This window comes from Streptomyces sp. NPDC047049 (assembly GCF_040643995.1).
Taxonomy (GTDB): domain Bacteria; phylum Actinomycetota; class Actinomycetes; order Streptomycetales; family Streptomycetaceae; genus Streptomyces; species Streptomyces mooreae.
On the sequence record NZ_JBEYVM010000008.1, the window covers coordinates 26,936 to 43,632 of the forward strand.

Here is a 16,697-nt window from a genome sequence, read left to right on the forward strand (position 1 = left end):
TTACCGTTCCACAGAAAGGCACCGAGTCACCGTGATCGTCCGATCCTTCAAGGACATCGAAGGCACCGACCGCCACGTCAAGGCCAAGTCGGGCACCTGGGAGAGCAAGCGCATCGTGCTCGCCAAGGAGCGCGTCGGCTTCTCGCTGCACGAGACCACCCTGTACGCCGGTACGGAGACCTCGATGTGGTACGCGAACCACATCGAAGCCGTACTCTGCGTAGAGGGCGAGGCCGAGCTCACGAACGACGAGAACGGCGAGAAGCACATCATCACGCCGGGCACGATGTACCTGCTCGACGGGCACGAGAAGCACACCATGCGGATCAAGAAGGACTTCCGCTGCGTCTGTGTCTTCAACCCGCCGGTCACCGGCCGCGAGGACCACGACGAGAACGGGGTCTACCCGTTGCTCACCGAGCCGGAGCCCGAGGCCGAGACGGTCTGAGGCATCGGCACCCGCCTGCCCCGTCCGGCAGATGAGGAAGGCACGCCCACACGCACGGAAGCCAGAGCCCGTACGAGAGGAGAGGAAGGCAACACCATGACCACCGCACCCGAGCGCACCGCCGACCTGTACCCGACCCGTGGGACCGCTGAGGTCATCACCCCGCGGAAGGACCCGGTGGTGTGGTCGCAGCCCGGAGCGGCCGGCCCGTTCGCGCCGTCCGAGCTGAGCGACTTCGAACGCGACGGCTTTTTCGCCATCGGGGAACTGCTCACGGCGGAAGAAGTCGCGGTGTACCGCGCCGAACTGGACCGTCTCGTCCTCGACCCGACGATGCGCGCCGACCCGCGCTCCATCGTCGAGCCGAAGTCCCAGGACGTCCGGACCGTGTTCGAGGTGCACAAGATCAGCGAGGTGTTCGCCAAGCTGGTCTCCGACCCGCGTGTGGTCGGCCGTGCCCGTCAGATCCTCGGCTCGGACGTCTACGTCCACCAGTCGCGGATCAACGTGAAGCCGGGCTTCGGTGCCTCCGGCTTCTACTGGCACTCGGACTTCGAGACCTGGCACGCCGAGGACGGTCTGCCGAACATGCGCACCGTGTCGGTCTCGATCGCCCTGACGGAGAACTACGACACCAACGGCGGCTTGATGATCATGCCCGGCTCGCACCAGCACTTCGTGGGCTGTGAGGGCGAGACGCCGAAGGACAACTACAAGCGGTCGCTGCAGATGCAGGACGCGGGCATCCCGTCGGACGAGGTGCTGACGAAGATGGCGGACAAGCACGGCATCCGCCTCTTCACCGGCAAGGCCGGCTCGGCGACCTGGTTCGACTGCAATGCCATGCACGGCTCGGGTGACAACATCACGCCGTACCCCCGCAGCAATGTCTTCATCGTCTTCAACAGCGTGGACAACGAAGCGGTGGAGCCGTTCGCGGCGCCGGTCCGGCGCCCCGAGTACATCGGAGCCCGGGACTTCACGCCGGTGAGGTAGGCACGGCGCGGTACGGGTGGCGCGGCTGCCGCACAGCAGGGTCTGTGCGGCGGCCGCGCTTTTGTGTGAACGGGGCCCGGTCCGGGCTACCCCAGCAGGTCCAGCAACCGGTCCACGTCGTCCGTCGAGTTGTAGAGGTGGAAGGCCGCGCGGAGCAGCCCGCCGCGCACCGAGACCCGCACCCCCGCCTCGGTCAGCCGCTGCTCCGCGTCCGCGATCCCGGGGGTGGAGACGATCGCCGAACCGGGCGCGGGGCAGGGCGTCAGGCCGCGGTCGGCCAGGCCCGCGCGATAGTGGTCGGCGAGCGCGGTGTTGTGGGCGTGGACAGCCGCCACCCCCAGTTCCTCAAGGAGGCCGAGGGACTGCTCGGCGCCCGCGTAGGAGAGGTAGGCGTGTGGTTCGTCGAAGCGCCGGGCGTCGGCCGCGGGCCGGATCGCGCCGTAGTTGGAGGCACCCAGGTCCTCGCCCGCGACCCAGCCGGCGTGCAGGGCGGCGGGCCACTCCCCGCCCCGCCCGAGGTCCCCGCCGAACGCCATGAAGGTCGTCCCGCGCGGGCACAGCAGCCACTTGAAGGCCCCGGCGACGACGAAGTCGAAGTCGGCGGCGCGCAGCGGCAGCCAGCCGGCGGCCTGGGTGATGTCGAGGTAGGTGCGCGCCCCGTGGGCCCGCGCCGCCTCGCGGACCGCCGCCATGTCGGCGATCCGCCCGTCCAGTGACTGCACGGCGCTGAAGGCGATCAGCGCGGTGCCGGGGCGTACCGCGTCGGCGAGCGCCTCCAGCGGCACGGTGCGCAGCTTGATCCCCGGGCGGGCGGCGAACGGATTGAGCAGGGAGCTGAAGTCGCCCTCGGGGGCGAGCACTTCGGCACCGGCCGGGAGCGAGCCGGCGACGAACGCGGACTGCACCGCGACCGAGCTGCCGATGGCGACCCGCTCGGCGGGCACGTCCAGCAGCCGGGCGAAGGCGGCACGGGAGGCATGGGCGGCGGCGAAGTAGTCGCGGCCCATGGTGCCGTGGGAGACGGATTCCTCGACGGCGGCGCGCAGGGCTGCGGCACTGCGCGCCGGGAGGAGCCCGCTGGAGGCGGAGTTCAGATACGTCGTCTCGGGCGCGAATTCCGCCCCGCCGAGTGGCGCACGTCGCTGCATGCCTCCACTGTGCTCGGTGATCACCCGGCGCGTCCATGACCTTGGCCGTATCCCGCCGGCGCGCCTTCCGGGGCCGCATGGGGGCGAGGCCCGCGCCGACCGCGTACGGGCGAGGCGCGGACGGGCCGGCACCCGGCCCGGCCAGGCCGGCCCTCGGTCACTCCCCCGGCACCGCGCAGCCGTCGTCACCGCACACCCCGGCCTCGCCGCCCGCCGGGATCAGCTCCGCGCCGTCGGCGTGCGCGCGCTCCAGGGCCTGCCGGAAGACCTCGGCGGGCTGACCGCCGGAGATGCCGTAGCGGCGGTCGATGACGAAGAACGGCACACCAGTGGCGCCCAGCTCCGCGGCCGCACGCTCATCGGCCTGCACCTCCTGCGCGTACGCCCCGGGGTCGGCGAGCACCCGGTCGGTCTCCTCGGCGGGCAGCCCCGCGCCGACGGCGGTCTCACGGAGCACGGTGGGGTCGCCGAGCGTCCTGGCCTCGGCGAAGTTGGCGCGGTAGAAGGCGTCCAGCACGGCGTTCTGCACGCCGTGCGCGGCGGCGGCGTGCAGCAGCCGGTGCAGGTCGAAGGTGTTGCCGTGGATCCGGTCGGAGCGGTAGTCCAGCCCCTCCCCGGCCGCCGCCTCGGCGACCCGGGCCTCCATCGCCTCGGCCTGCGCACGGCTCACCCCGTACTTCGTGGCGAGCATGTCGAGCACGGGGACATCGGTGGCGGCCGGCGCCTTCGGGTCCAGCTCGAAGGAGCGGTGCACCACCTCGACACCGTCGCGGTGCGCAAAGGCGGCGAGCCCGGCCTCGAAGCGGGCCTTGCCGATGTAGCACCAGGGGCAGGCGATGTCGGACCAGATTTCGACGCGCATGAGCTGACTTTCCTCGTGAGGGATGTGTCCGGCTGCAACCCTGACGGGCGACGGGGTATTCCCGGAAATGGTGCTCAGCCTTCGTGCACGGCCCTGATCAGCAGCGTTCCGATCTTCCTCTTCCCCCCAGTCGGTGCAGGGAGAACGGTCACAGCGCAGTCCACGAAACCGAATCCCCTGAGCAGCCCGAGCCATGTGGCGGTCGGGTAGTCCCACCGCCTGACCACAGCGGGGTCCTCGTCCGGGCCCCGGGGGATATAGGACGCCTGGCATCCGTAGCAGCCTTGCACGGCCGGCTGCTGGGACATGGCGAACACCCCGCCGGGCTGCAGTGCAGCGATGACAGCGGGAAGCATGACGGCGGGGTCGGTGAAGTAGGCCGCACCGAAAACCGAGTAGATCGCGTCAAAGGGTTCCGCCGGGAAAAGGAAGTCCAGAGCATCGCCCTGGTACAGCTTCATGTCTCCGGCACCAGGCCAGCGGGCGCGGGCCTTGGCGAGCTGTGCCGGAGACACGTCCACCCCCACCGCCCTCATGCCGAGCGTGGCGAGGTGAGCGAGATTTCCACCGCTTCCGCATCCCAGGTCCAGGACCCGCCCACCAGGCGGCAGCGAGAGCTGTTCGGCCCCGGGCCCGTGGTCGGGGTACTGGGTCCAATTGAACCAGGTGGTTTCGCCCCTGGCGTTGGTCGTGCGCCGCAGGGCCTGGCCTCGCGCGTAGGTGTCCCATGCGGCGCCGCGTGTATCGGTCATGTGCGTCCGTCTCTTGTCAGCGCGTCGGCCGTCCGGCGAGGCACCGGACGGCCGGCGCCTTTCACCTTGGTCGCATTGCTGCGACGCTACGTGTTCACAGGACTGTCGGAGCACCCGGCATGGCACTGCGAGCAATCCGCCGAACAGTCGGCGGTGTTCTCGCCCGGCCAGAACTCGGGGTCCACCTGATAACCCGCCGCGCTGATCGCGCTCCGTGTTCGGCTGAGGGCGGCCCGCGCCCGTGCGGGGTTCCGGCTGCCTCGGTCCGGTACGTGGTGGATGAAGCCTCCGAGTGCAGTGCAGAAGTCCGCGTAGGGCTTGGTGTGCAGTACGAACGCATGCCAGAAGAGGTCCACACGGAGGCTTGGGGTCATCGGCACGTCCGTGCCGGCACTGGTGGCCAGAAAGACCACCATCTGGTGGACGCCACGCTCGCCGAGGCCATCGGAGAGGTCCGGCCACTTCTCGCGGACAGCCGCGATCAGGTCGGCCCGGATCTCAGGAGCGATCAGCTCGAAAGCCCTTGTGGAACTGTCATGGTTGATCGTCACGTCGTTGCCTTCCGTGTGGGGTGATGCGTGCTCGTCCGGTGCTCCCGTCCTCAGGGGTACGGGAGCCTCAGTGCGCTCCGTCGCTCTGGTGTCGCGTAATGGCCCTGACTGCCACGCGGCGGCTCAGCGAGGGCGGACCGGGGAAGAAGGAGGCAGGGTCAGTCGAGTCCGCGCGCAGCGGGGGCACCTGCACGGGGGCCAGGCTCCGGAGGCCTCAGGGCTGAGAGGCCGGTCAGCGCTACTGCCCAGGTACGTGACCGTGGCCTCCCACGTCCTGCCCGAATCACGCGAGACGCGTACGGTCATGGTCATGGGCGGTTCCCGCCGTGGTAACGGTGGTTCCGCAGCCGCACGTTCGCGTCCGTTGCTGCAGACAGATCACCCCGTTCGCGCGCTTCCCGACGCTGCACGGCGAGAGCGCAGCAGACGGCGCAGCCCTCCACCGGGGTGGGTTGCAGCTCTGGAAGCGAAAGGGAAACCGCTGTGCCGACACTGCCTCCTGGTACCCCTTCATTGCCATGGGCCATGTGTTCTGCCTCTCCTTGACTGTTCCTCGGTGCTTCGATGCTCCCGGCGCAGGAGGGACATCGCGACGACGATCGAGACGTCGCCGGGGCGTCACCGGGAGGGGCGTCAACGACACCTGAGGGGCGTCAAACCGGTGTCATTAGAAGGTGATGAGGGCTAGCTTTGAAGCCATGACGACGACCACGGTTGTGCCGAATGATGTGCTGCGGGCCGTACGGCTGGGGCTGCGCATGAGTCAGGACGAGTTAGCGACCGCGCTCCGGCGCGCGGGCGTCGAGCTGGGAGAACCCAACGAGGCGTCAAAGCGCCTGGTACAGCGCTGGGAATCCGGTGTCAGCAGGACACCGAGGGCCGTGTACGCACGGGCCTTGGAGCGCGTGACGGGCCGCCCCGTGGAAGCCCTTGGATTCTCCCTGCCGGTACCGATGACACGGGTTCACGCGGACGGGACAGGAGGGCATGACATGGATGCCGGGGCGGAAGGTGCCGACGCTGCGGTCATGGGCCCGCAGCAGGCCGCGCAGCCAGGCGAGGAGATGTTCACGGGTGTGTGGCTGAGCCGGTACGAGTTCTACTCCTCCAGCCGGGACGCCACGTACGAGGGCCGGCACCATGTCGTGGTCGTACAGCACGGGAACCGGCTGACCGCGCAAAGCCTGCCGGGTGCGAGCAGCAATCCGGACAGCCCGCTCACGCTGGACCTCACCGTGGACCGGAACGTCATCACCGGTTCATGGGTGGAGCAGACGGCCGCCGATGGCTATTACCACGGCGCTCGCTACCACGGCGCCGTTCAGATGCTGGTCGAACCGACCGGCCGCCGCATGGCGGGCAAGTGGGTCGGCTTCGGCAAGGGGTTCGACGTGAACACCGGTCCTTGGGAACTGCGCCTGGTGGACCGCTCGACCGGCAAAGCCGCGTTGGCGCGGTACAGCATTCCGCCCGAGTGACCCGGCGCCTCAATGGGGTGGCCTGTTGCCCTGCGGGTAGCGTCCGGGCATGACCTCGCCACAGGGATTTCTCGGGTTCTGGGAGACGACCGGGTCCGCCAAGACCTTCACCCATCCGCTCGATCCGGCGCTGCTGGACGCCTGGGTGCCGCGGAGCGCGCGGGTGCTGGACTACGGCTGCGGCTACGGGCGGCTGACCGCCGAGCTGGCCGGGCTCGGGTACGGGGCGGTCAGCGGGGTGGATGTCTCGGCGGCGCTGATCGCGCGGGGCCGGCGGGAGCATCCGGAGCTGGCGCTCATGCGGTGTCCCGGGTTCCCGCTGCCGTTCGGGGACGGCAGCTTCGACGCGGCGCTGCTGTTCGCGGTGCTCACCTGCGTTCCCGGGGACGCGGACCAGACGGCGATCGCCGGGGAGCTGGGGCGGCTGGTGCGGCCCGGTGGGGTGGTGTATCTGAGCGATGTGCCGCTGCAGGGCGATGCGCTCAACCGGGAGCGGTATGCGCGGTTCGCGGAGCGCTACGGGACGTACGGGGTCTTCGAGACGCCTGATGGCGGGGTGTTCCGGCACCATCCACCGGAGCGGCTGCGCGGGCTGCTGCGGGAGGCCGGTTTCTCGGTGCGGAAGGAGCGGACCGGTGTGGTGGGCACGCTGGACGGGCGGACGGCGGAGCGGCTGCAGATCATTGCCCTGCGGGAGCCGGTCGCGGCGGGGCCGGAGCCGTCGCCGGGGCCGGCGTCAGGGTGAGGTGGCAGGCGGCCTCGTCGGCCGCCGGGAGCGCGGTGTCTACGCGCCCTCCGCGCGGTCGTCGACGCGGCGCGGCAGCCCGAGCGGGTTGTCCTCGCGCAGTTCGGGCGGCAGCAGCGCGGGCGGGGTGTTCTGGTAGACGACCGGACGCAGCCAGCGCTCGACGGCGGTGCCGCCGACGGAGGTCGAGGTGGAGGTCGTCGCCGGGTAGGGGCCGCCGTGGTGCTGGGCGGGGGCGACGGCGACCCCGGTCGGCCAGCCGTTGACGACCACCCGGCCGGCGAGCGGGGTGACCTCGGCCAGCAGCCGGGCGCCGCGGCCCCCGTCGTCGCGGCCGGCGCTCTCCGCGTCGCCGAGGTGCAGGGTCGCGGAGAGGTTGCCGGGCAGCCGGGCGAGTACGGCGCCGATCTCGGCCTCGTCGGTGTAGCGGGCGACGACGGTGACCGGGCCGAAGCACTCCTCCAGGAGGAGGTCGTGCGGCCCTTCGGCGGCGAGGCGGGCGGCCGGCACCGAGAGGAAGCCGGCGCTGACGGTGTGCTCGCTGCCCGCGCCCGCGGTCACCGGCGCCTCGACGCCGGGGAGCTCGGCGCGGGTGCGGACACCGTCGAGGAACGCCTGCCGCATCCGTTGGTCGAGCAGCACCCCGGCCTCGGTGTCGCTGACCGCGTCGGTCAGCGCCGTCAGCAGCCGCTCGCCGCTCTCGCCGCCGGGCGCCAGGACCAGGCCCGGCTTGACGCAGAACTGGCCCACGCCGAGCGTCATCGCACCGGCCAGCCCGGCGCCGATCTGCTCGGCGCGCTCCGCGGCCGCGGCCTCGGTGATCACGACGGGGTTGAGGCTGCCCAGCTCGCCGTGGAAGGGGATGGGGTGCGGGCGGGCCGCGGCCGCGTCGTACAGCGCGCGGCCGCCGCGCACCGAGCCGGTGAACCCGGCCGCGGTGATCAGCGGATGGCGCACCAGGTCGATACCGGCCTGGAAGCCGTGCACCAGGCTCAGCACGCCCTCCGGCAGGCCGGCCTCGGCGGCGGCGCGGCGCAGCAGCGCGGCGCACAGCTCGGAGGTGGCCGGGTGGTCCGGGTGTGCCTTGACGACGACGGGGCAGCCGGCCGCGAGGGCGCTGGCGGTGTCGCCGCCCGGTACCGAGAAGGCGAGCGGGAAGTTGCTGGCGGAGTAGACCGCGACGGGGCCCAGCGGGATCTTGTAACGGCGCAGGTCGGGCCGGGGCGGGGTGAGGCCGGTGTCGGCGTGGTCGATCCGTACGTCGAGGAACGCGCCCTCCTGTACGAGGTCCGCGAAGGCCCGCAACTGGTAGGTGGTGCGGCCGAGTTCGCCGGTGAGCCGGCCGGGGCCGAGCGCGGTCTCGGCGTCGGCGGCCTCGATGACCGCCTCGCCCGCGTCGTCGAGCAGCTCGGCGGCGCGGCGCAGCAGGGCGGCGCGTACGGCGCGGTCGGCGAGTGCGCCTCGGGCCGCGTGGGCGGCGCGGACCACGGTGTCCACCTCGTCGGCCGTGGCCTCCACCGCAACCTGTTCGCGCTGCTTCCCGGTTCGCGGGTCGACACTCCAGACTGGTGCTGCTGATGCCACCGTGCATTCCTCCCGGGCGTGCCTGCCGAGTCTTTCCGAGTCCCGCCGCACCTCGGATGGCGTTCTCTATGCTGAACACCGTCCCACATGGTGAACAACCGGGACTCTATGGCGGTCCGAACAGGGGGGTCAAGGGCGATGTCAGCTGCCGAGACCGGTGGATCTCAGGTCAAATCCGCGGTGCGGACGGTGGAGTTGCTGGAGTACTTCGCACATCGCCCCGGTATGCACAGTCTGTCCGCCGTCCAGGAAGCCGTCGGCTACCCGAAGTCCAGCCTCTACATGCTGCTGCGCACCCTGGCCGACCTGGGCTGGGTCGAGACCGACGGCACCGGCACCCGCTACGGCATCGGTGTCCGCGCGCTGCTGGTCGGCACGTCGTACGCCGACGGCGACGAGGTGGTGGCCGCGGCCCGGCCGACGCTGGACCGGCTCTCCGACGACACCACCGAGACCATCCACCTCGCCCGCCTGGACGGCACCGACGTCGTCTACCTCGCCACCCGTCAGTCGCAGCACTATCTGCGCCCCTTCACCCGCGTCGGCCGGCGCCTGCCCGCCCACTCCACCTCGCTGGGCAAGGCGCTGCTCGCCACGTACAGCGACGACCAGGTGCGGGCGATGCTGCCGCCGGCGCTCGCGCAGCTGACCGAGCACACCGTCACCGACCGCGAGCAGCTGATCGAGGAGCTGCACGCGGTGCGCGAGCAGGGCTATGCGGTCGACCGCGAGGAGAACACCCTGGGCCTGCGCTGCTTCGGCCTCGCGGTCCCGTACCGCACCCCGGCCCGGGACGCGCTCAGCTGCTCGGTGCCTGTGGCCCGGCTGACCCCGGCCCATGAACAGGTGGTCAAGGACGCCCTGTTCGACGCCCGCGACCGGCTGACGCCTGCCACCCGGCGGCTGTGAGCCGCCTGTGCCGGGCAAAGGTCCACAACTGCCCTGCCGCAAGCGGATTCACCCGCCCCGTCAAGCGTCTTGACCGGCCGTGAACCAGCTCCTTTAGCGTGTGCACCCATCTGCACGCTGTCCGCGCATTCAGCCCCGCTGTTCAGCCGGAGGAGTCCCCGCCCATGACCGCGCCCCGCACCGCACCCCGCACCGTCCTGCTCACCGGCGCCGCCGGCGGGCTCGGCACCCTGATGCGTGAGCTGCTGCCGTCCTACGGGTACCGGCTGCGCCTCTTCGACCAGCGTCCCGTCGAGACCACCGCCGGCGAACCGGACGCGATCACCGCCGAGTTGGCCGACACCGGGGCACTGCGCGAGGCGGTGCGCGGGGTCGACGCGGTGATCCACCTCGCCGGCATCTCCCTGGAGGCCGGCTTCGAGCAGATCCTGCGCGCCAACATCGAGGGCACCTACCGCCTGTACGAGGCGGCGCGCGAGGCAGGCCTCCGCCGTATCGTCTTCGCCTCCTCGAATCACGCCGTCGGCTTCACCCCGCGCCCCGCGGACGGCTCCGGCGCCATACCCGTCGGCACACCCCGCCGCCCCGACACCTACTACGGGCTGTCCAAGGGCTTCGGCGAGGATCTGGCCTCGCTCTACTGGGACCTGCACGGCATCGAGACCGTCTCGGTCCGCATCGGCTCCTGCTGCCCCGAGCCGACCTCGGTGCGGATGCTCTCCCTCTGGCTGAGCCCGGCCGACTGCGCACGGCTGCTGCACGCCGCGCTCACCGCGCCGGACGTGGGCCACACCGTCGTCTACGGCTCCTCCGCCAACACCCGCCTGTGGTGGGACCTGTCGACCGCCCGCGCCCTCGGGTACGCACCGCAGGACGACTCCGAGCCGTACGCGGAAGGGCTGATCGCCGCGCAGGGCGCACTGGACCCGGAGAACGCCGCAGACGCCTTTCTCGGCGGCGCCTTCTGCACCGACCCGCCGCGGTGGCCGCACTGACGGTCCCGCACGGAGGTCGCCCCGAGAGCCCCCACGTGGCCCCTGCCACGCCGCGGAACCCCCGCCGCCCGGGTGGCGTCCTCGTCTGTGTACCCACCCACCGCGCAGGAACGAGGAACGCATCATGGGCATCGTCAGCTGGCTCGTACTCGGGCTGATCGCGGGCATCATCGCGAAGGTCCTGCTGCCGGGGCGGGACCCGGGCGGCATCGTCGGCACGACCCTGATCGGCATCGTGGGGTCCTTCCTCGGCGGCTGGCTCTCCACCAAGTTCCTGCACCGCCCGATCCCCAAGGACTTCGGCGAACCGTCCATGTGGATCGCCTCGGTCGCCGGGGCCCTGGTCCTGCTGATCGCCTACCGGCTGCTGTTCGGCAACTCCCGCGAACGCCGGTGACCGGGCCCGGCGGCCATCGGAGGGCAGGTAATGGAACCGCAAAGGCGGGCCGATCGTTGAGCCCGGCATGACCGCTATGACTCCTGGCTCGAACCTCCCGCTCAACGCCGTGCGGGTGGCGGTGGACGTCACCGCCCCCGTGCGGCTGGACGTATCGGGCCTGCTGCTCGCCGCCAACGGCAAGGTGCGCTCCGACGACGACTTCGTGTTCTACAACCAGCCCAGCGGACCGGGCGTGACGCACTCCGCGGCGGCCGGCGGCGGCGACACCATCACCGTGGACACCGCCGCGGTGCCCGAGGGCATCGAGAAGATCGTGGTCACCGCGAGCCCGGACGCCCCCGGCGCGACCTTCGCCGGCACCGAGCCGACCGGCACGGTCCGCAACGCCGACGACGGCAGCGTCATCGCCTCCTTCACCCCGCCGCAACTGGGCCCCGAGACCGCGCTGGTGGTCGTCGAGATCTACCGCCGCGGCGGCGTCTGGAAGGTCCGGGCCGTCGGCCAGGGCTATGCCAACGGCCTGGCGGGGATCGCCACCGACTTCGGCGTCAGCGTGGAGGAGCCGGCCGCGCCCGCCGCCGCCCCGCAGACACCCGCCGCTCCCCCGGCGCCGCCGGCTCCCCCGGCCCCGGTCGCCCCGCCGTCGGCCGCGGCGGCACCGGCCCCCGCCGCTCCGGCCCCCGGCTCCGGCAAGGTCAATCTCGACAAGGGCCGGGTCAGCCTGCAGAAGAACCAGACCGTCTCGCTGGTCAAGGGCGGCCGTCCGCTGCTGACCTCGGTCACGATGGGCCTCGGCTGGGAGCCGGCCTTCCGCGGCAAGAGCATCGACCTGGACGCCTCGGTCATCGCCTACGGCCCGGACCGCAAGAAGGTCGACAACTGCTTCTTCGGCAAGCTGATGATCCTGGGCGGTGCGATCCAGCACTCCGGCGACAACCTCACGGGCGAGGGCGCCGGCGACGACGAGGCGATCACCGTCCACCTCGGCGGGGTGCCCCAGGAGGTGAGCGGCCTGGTCTTCGTCGTGAACTCCTTCTCCGGCCAGAAGTTCTCCGACGTCGCCAAGGCGTACTGCCGCCTGGTGGACGCCCAGAGCGGCGAGGAGCTGGTCCGCTTCGACCTCACCCACGCCGAACCGCGTACCGGCGTGATGATGGCGAAGCTCATCCGCCAGTTCTCCGGCGAGTGGGAGATGACCGCGCTGGGCGAGTTCGTCGACGCCCGTACGGTGCGCGGCATGGTCAAACCCGCCGCCCAGGCCCTGTGAGCCGCTGACGCCACCGTCCCTGACGGGCCACCCACCGTCAGGGACGCCCGACGGCCCGACGGCCGTCGCCCCTGCCGCAAGAACGCCCCGGGACCGAAAACTCCCCTGGTGCGGGAACGGACCCAGGACAGAAGATGGTGCCGTCCGCCTTCCCGCCACGCCCTTTGGCCCGCCCCGTCACGGCCGCCCCGTCCGGCCCGTTGCGGCGCGTCCCCACGGCACATACGAGGAGCGTTCGATGACCCAGCAGCCGCCGCCGGCCGGACCCGCGGATCCCCCGGACGGTCCAGCGCCCCCGGCCCTTCCCGACCGGGTCGCGCTGACCTACGGCGAGCTCGATCTCAGCACCGTCCCCGCCTTCGCGGGCGGCTTCATCAATTTCGGCTACTGGACGGGCCTGCCCGGCCCCGCCGGGCGGCCGCTGACCGAGGCCGACCGGGTGCGCAGCGAGCAGGACCTCTACCGCCTGGTGCTCGGCACCTTCGACCGCCCGCAGGGCCGGACCGCCCTGGAGGTCGGCTGCGGACGCGGGCTGGGCTCCGCGCTGGCGCTGCGGGAGTTCGGCCTGGGCACGGTCCTCGGCATGGATGCGCACCCCGACCAGGTCGCCCGTGCCCGGGAGGCGAACGCCGCGCTGCTCGCCCCGTCCTCGGACGCCTCCGGGCGGCTGACGTTCCTCCTGGGGGCGGCCGAGCGCATCCCGCTCCCCGACGGCGGTGTCGACTGCCTGTTCTCCGTCGAGGCGGCGCAGCACTTCCGCGATCCGGCCGGTTTCGCCCGGGAGGCGGCGCGGGTGCTGCGCCCGGGCGGCCGGCTGGCGCTGACCACGTTCTTCGCCCGCACCCGGGAGGCGGCGCGCGTGCTGCCCACCGTGCTGCCCCCGTACGCCGACGGCCTGGACGTCCCGCACGTGGTCGACGAGGTCGCCGCGACGCTGACCGCCGCGGGTCTGCGCGAGGTCCGGGTCCGCTCCATCGGCGACGGCGTCTGGGAGTCCTACGACCGCTATATGTCCCAGCAGCCCGATCTCCGCGACGAGTGGCCGCGCCGCTACCTGACGGCGTATGAGACCGGGCTGCTGGACTACTACGTGCTCACGGCCGGGACGGACTGAACCACCCGCCCCGTGGCCGCCGGGGTACGGCCACCACTGACGGCACCACCGCTGACGGCACCACCGCTGACGGCATCACCGCCGTTGGCGCCACCCCGTTGGCGCTACGGCTGACGACGCTGCCGCTTCCAGGGGCCGGTGATGGCCAGCATGATGCCGGGCTCCTGGATGTTGGCGAACAGCGTGCGCCCGTCCGGGGAGAACACCGGCCCGGTGAACTCACTGAACTCCGGCTCGTCCGCGGTGCCGATGTTGAGGTCGTTGCGGGCGATCGGGTAGGTCCGGCCGTCCTCGGTGGCCCCGAAGAGGTGCTGCACGCCCTCGCCGTCCTCGGCGATGACCAGCCCGCCGTAGGGCGAGACGGTGATGTTGTCGGGGCCGTCCAGGGCGCCGTCCTTCGACGGTTCCTTGTTGACGCCCAGCAGCACCTTCAGCGTCAGGGTCCGCCGCCGCGGGTCGTAGAACCAGACCTGGCCGTCGTGCTGGACGGGGCTCTCGTCGCGGGCGTACGAGGACACCACGTACGCACCGCCGTCCGCCCACCACAGGCCCTCCAGCTTGCGGGCGCGGGTGACCTCACCGTCCTTGAACTGCTTGCGCACCGAGACCTTGCGGGCGTCGCGGTCGGGCACCTCGGCCCAGTCGACGCCGTAGACGGTGCCGGTCTTGGTGGCGCGCGAGAGGTCGTCGACGAACCGGCCGCCGGAGTCGAAGCACTTGAAGGCCTCCAGCACGCCGGAGTCATCGGCCAGCGTGCGCAGCTGCCCGCGGCCGTGCCGGAATCCGTGCGGCGGGGTCCAGCGGTAGAACAGGCCGTTGGGGTCGGAGGCGTCCTCGGTCAGGTAGAGGTGGCCGCGCCGGGGGTCGACGACCACGGCCTCGTGGGCGTAGCGCCCCAGCGCCTTGACCGGCTTGGGGTTGCGGCCGGCCCGGAGGTCGTGCGGGTCGACCTCGAAGGCGTAGCCGTGGTCCTTGGTCATGCCGTGCTGGCCGGCCTTGTCCTCGTTCTCCTCGCAGGTGAGCCAGGTGCCCCAAGGAGTGGTGCCGCCCGCGCAGTTGGTGGAGGTACCGGCGATGCCGACCCACTCACCGACCGGCGTACCGTCCTTGGCGACCTCGACCACGGTGCAGCCGCCGGCCGCCGCCGGGTCGTAGACCAGCCCCTCGGCCAGCGGCACCGGGTGCGGCCAGTCGGCGCGCGGGCCCTTCAGCTCGTGGTTGTTGACGAGGAGGGTGGTGCCGCGGTGGCCGGCGAAGGTGCCGGTGCCGTCGTGGTTGGAGGGGGTGGACTCGCCGCTGTCGAGCTTGGTGACGCCGGTCCGCGTGATGATCTTGTACGAGAACCCGGCGGGCAGCGCGAGGATGCCGTCCGGGTCCGGGACCAGCGGGCCGTAGCCGATGCCCTGACCGGCGGCGTCCGCCGCACCGCCCTGGCCGGCGTCCGGCGCCTCCCCGGCCAGGGCCCCGGGCGCGGTGGCCAGCACCCCGACGCTCCCGGCCAGCGTGACCCCCGCGCCGGCGAGGGCGGAGCGCTTGGCGAAGTCTCTGCGGGTGAGCGGCATTGTCATCTCCTGGATGGCCGGTTTCTGCATCCCCTGTGCCTGCGCCGCACACGCTCTCGTGCGTCGTCGAACTCCAGTTGAACGCGGTGCGACATCCAGGAAGCAGTTGGGGCCGGTCCGGCGGATCAGGGCCGGGAAAGGTCCTGATCCGCCGGCCGGCCCCGGACGCAGGGGGTGTCTCCCCGCGAGCTGGTCCGCCCCGGCGGTGCCCGGTGGTTCAGCCGGACTGCCGCGAGCGCGCCTTGAAGGCCGCCTTGCGGGCCTCCTTGGCCGCCTTCTTGTCCGGGTGCAGCCGGCCCATGGCCTCCAGGACGTCGGCGGTGGCCGGGTGGTCCACCCGCCAGGCCGTGTCGAAGAACCCGCCGTGCTGCTCGGTCAGGCCCTGCACCAGGTCGCGCAGCTCGCCCGTGGCGTCCTCCTCGGCGCTCTCCAGCTGCGCCGCGATGGTGTCCACCGTCAGCCAGAAGATCATCTCCTGGGAGGGCTCGGGGATGCCGGGCAGCGCCCGCTCGGCGAGCCAGACCCGGGCCAGGCCGCCGAGCTGCCGGTCGTCCAGCACCTCGCGCAGCGCGGCCTCGGCGTCCGGCGAGACCAGCGAGAGGGTCTGCTGGGCGGCCAGCCGGCGCCGCGGGGCGCGGTCGTCGTCGCCGCGGGCGGCGGTGAGCAGGTCCCGTGCGGCGTCCAGGGGCGTACGGGCGGCGAGCCACAGCTCGGACTCGGCCTGGGCCAGCGCCTCGGGGTAGTCGGGCAGCGCCTCCAGGAGGGCATCGGCGCCCTTGTCGGCGAGGTCGCCGACCGCCGGGGCGTCCACCCCGGCATCCAGCATCCGGGCGCGTACCGCGTAGACGCCGAGCGGGGTGAGGCGGACCAGGCCGTAACGGGAGACGTCCTCGTCGGTCAGCGGCCCCGCGGCCGAAGCCCCCTCGGCGGAGCCCTGGGCAAGGACCGTCTCGCCGTCCTCGTCCAGCTCCTCGATCAGCGCCTCGTCGACGGGCCGGTAGGCGACCAGACCGATCGGCTCCAGCACCCGGAACTGGTCGTCCAGGCGCATCATCGCCTCGGAGACCTCTTCGAGGACGTCGTCGGTGGGCTCGTCCATGTCCTCCGGGACGATCATGGAGGCGGCCAGCGCGGGCAGTGGAACGTCCTGGTCAGGGCTCTCGTTCAGGGCCGTGAGCAGATAGAGGTTGCCGAGGATGCCGTCCAGCAGCTCGGCCTCCTCCTCCGGGTTCCAGTCGATCGCGTCCAGGTCGAGTTCGCCGCCCTCGGTGAGCTGGTCGGCGAGATCGGCGAGGTCGGGGGCGGCCGCATCGGCGAGCACGGTCTCCATGCCGCCCAGCCAGATGTCGAGGATGTCCTGCGGGCTGCCGGAGGTGAGAAGGGCAAGCTCCTCGCCGGGGGTGGCGAGGCCGGCGGCGGCATCGTCGGGGAGGTCGTCGCCGTCCTCGCCGTCGGCGCTCTCCTCGATCTCCACGAGGCCGGTGTCGACGGCCAGCTGCCAGGCCTCGGCGGTGCAGGCGGCGCCGTCCTCGTCGCCGGCCAGGCCCAGGTGCTCGGTGGCGGCGGCCAGCGGCTCGTCGAGGATCTGGCCGCCGACGCCGACCGGGACACCCCGTTCGGCCCAGCGGGCGAGCTTCGCCGCCCGGGCCAGCAGGGGGGCGCTCAGCGCGTCCCTGGCCAGCTCCGCTTCGGAGTGCAGCCGCACCGGCGGCAGGGTGGGGCGGTCTGCGGACATCGGGTGCTCAGCTCCTCGGACGGACTACGGCTGGGGTGCCTCCCAGCGGTAGCTGGGGGATGCGCCGCCCCAGCGTAGACGGAATTCGCCGTAACCCGGACGGTTCACCCGCGCGTCCCCTGCCGGTCACCGGGAGAAGCTTGACAACTCC

16 protein-coding genes are annotated in these 16,697 nt (G+C 72.1%); 9 read left to right on the forward strand and 7 right to left on the reverse strand.

Going from position 1 to position 16,697, the window contains the following annotated elements; translation table 11 throughout:
* Positions 1-31 precede the first annotated feature (31 nt).
* Positions 32-448 (forward strand): ectoine synthase, encoded by a 417-nt coding sequence (locus ABZ851_RS19660; RefSeq protein ID WP_088797092.1) that lies wholly within the window; start codon positions 32-34, stop codon positions 446-448.
* Positions 449-544: 96 nt separating this feature from the next.
* The gene (gene thpD, locus ABZ851_RS19665) at positions 545-1,444 is read left to right on the forward strand and encodes an ectoine hydroxylase (RefSeq protein WP_361129019.1); all 900 of its coding nucleotides are present in this window, start codon (positions 545-547) and stop codon (positions 1,442-1,444) included.
* Between the two features lie 86 nt (positions 1,445-1,530).
* Here thpD and ABZ851_RS19670 read toward each other — a convergent pair whose 3' ends face one another.
* The 4 genes from ABZ851_RS19670 to ABZ851_RS19685 form a co-directional block, all read right to left on the reverse strand.
* A complete protein-coding gene (locus ABZ851_RS19670) occupies positions 1,531-2,592 on the reverse strand; it encodes an aminotransferase class V-fold PLP-dependent enzyme (protein ID WP_361129022.1) in 1,062 nt (353 codons plus the stop codon).
* A gap of 157 nt (positions 2,593-2,749) precedes the next feature.
* Complete coding sequence (locus ABZ851_RS19675) at positions 2,750-3,454, reverse strand: DsbA family oxidoreductase (protein ID WP_361129025.1); 705 nt, start codon at positions 3,452-3,454, stop codon at positions 2,750-2,752.
* Positions 3,455-3,528: 74 nt separating this feature from the next.
* On the reverse strand, positions 3,529-4,206 hold the full coding sequence (locus ABZ851_RS19680; RefSeq protein ID WP_361129029.1) for a class I SAM-dependent methyltransferase: 678 nt from the start codon (positions 4,204-4,206) through the stop codon (positions 3,529-3,531).
* A gap of 86 nt (positions 4,207-4,292) precedes the next feature.
* Positions 4,293-4,757 carry a hypothetical protein gene (locus ABZ851_RS19685; RefSeq protein ID WP_361129032.1) on the reverse strand — a complete coding sequence of 155 codons (465 nt, stop codon included), beginning with the start codon at positions 4,755-4,757 and terminating at the stop codon, positions 4,293-4,295.
* A gap of 698 nt (positions 4,758-5,455) precedes the next feature.
* Between ABZ851_RS19685 and ABZ851_RS19690 the strand changes: the two genes are divergently transcribed.
* Positions 5,456-6,235, forward strand: coding sequence for a helix-turn-helix transcriptional regulator (locus ABZ851_RS19690; RefSeq protein ID WP_361129035.1), 780 nt, complete (start codon positions 5,456-5,458; stop codon positions 6,233-6,235).
* Between the two features lie 49 nt (positions 6,236-6,284).
* Entirely contained in the window at positions 6,285-6,980 is a 696-nt protein-coding gene (locus tag ABZ851_RS19695; RefSeq protein WP_361129038.1) for a class I SAM-dependent methyltransferase, read from the forward strand.
* 39 nt (positions 6,981-7,019) lie between these two features.
* Here ABZ851_RS19695 and ABZ851_RS19700 read toward each other — a convergent pair whose 3' ends face one another.
* Entirely contained in the window at positions 7,020-8,564 is a 1,545-nt protein-coding gene (locus ABZ851_RS19700; protein WP_361129041.1) for an aldehyde dehydrogenase (NADP(+)), read from the reverse strand.
* Positions 8,565-8,702: 138 nt separating this feature from the next.
* Between ABZ851_RS19700 and ABZ851_RS19705 the strand changes: the two genes are divergently transcribed.
* The 5 genes from ABZ851_RS19705 (at position 8,703) to ABZ851_RS19725 (ending at position 13,249) form a co-directional block, all read left to right on the forward strand.
* Entirely contained in the window at positions 8,703-9,473 is a 771-nt protein-coding gene (locus tag ABZ851_RS19705; RefSeq protein WP_361129044.1) for an IclR family transcriptional regulator, read from the forward strand.
* A 164-nt stretch (positions 9,474-9,637) separates the two neighbouring features.
* Positions 9,638-10,468: an NAD(P)-dependent oxidoreductase gene (locus tag ABZ851_RS19710; RefSeq protein WP_361129047.1), complete on the forward strand. Its 831-nt coding sequence runs from the start codon at positions 9,638-9,640 to the stop codon at positions 10,466-10,468.
* Between the two features lie 124 nt (positions 10,469-10,592).
* Positions 10,593-10,865 (forward strand): GlsB/YeaQ/YmgE family stress response membrane protein, encoded by a 273-nt coding sequence (locus tag ABZ851_RS19715; RefSeq protein WP_088797103.1) that lies wholly within the window; start codon positions 10,593-10,595, stop codon positions 10,863-10,865.
* A gap of 76 nt (positions 10,866-10,941) precedes the next feature.
* Positions 10,942-12,135 (forward strand): TerD family protein, encoded by a 1,194-nt coding sequence (locus ABZ851_RS19720; RefSeq protein WP_361129540.1) that lies wholly within the window; start codon positions 10,942-10,944, stop codon positions 12,133-12,135.
* A 238-nt stretch (positions 12,136-12,373) separates the two neighbouring features.
* Entirely contained in the window at positions 12,374-13,249 is an 876-nt protein-coding gene (locus tag ABZ851_RS19725) for a methyltransferase domain-containing protein (RefSeq protein WP_361129051.1), read from the forward strand.
* 104 nt (positions 13,250-13,353) lie between these two features.
* Here ABZ851_RS19725 and ABZ851_RS19730 read toward each other — a convergent pair whose 3' ends face one another.
* Both ABZ851_RS19730 and ABZ851_RS19735 read right to left on the reverse strand, forming a co-directional pair.
* The gene (locus tag ABZ851_RS19730; protein ID WP_361129054.1) at positions 13,354-14,811 is read right to left on the reverse strand and encodes an alkaline phosphatase PhoX; all 1,458 of its coding nucleotides are present in this window, start codon (positions 14,809-14,811) and stop codon (positions 13,354-13,356) included.
* A 217-nt stretch (positions 14,812-15,028) separates the two neighbouring features.
* Positions 15,029-16,546: a hypothetical protein gene (locus tag ABZ851_RS19735; RefSeq protein ID WP_361129057.1), complete on the reverse strand. Its 1,518-nt coding sequence runs from the start codon at positions 16,544-16,546 to the stop codon at positions 15,029-15,031.
* Positions 16,547-16,697: the final 151 nt, after the last annotated feature.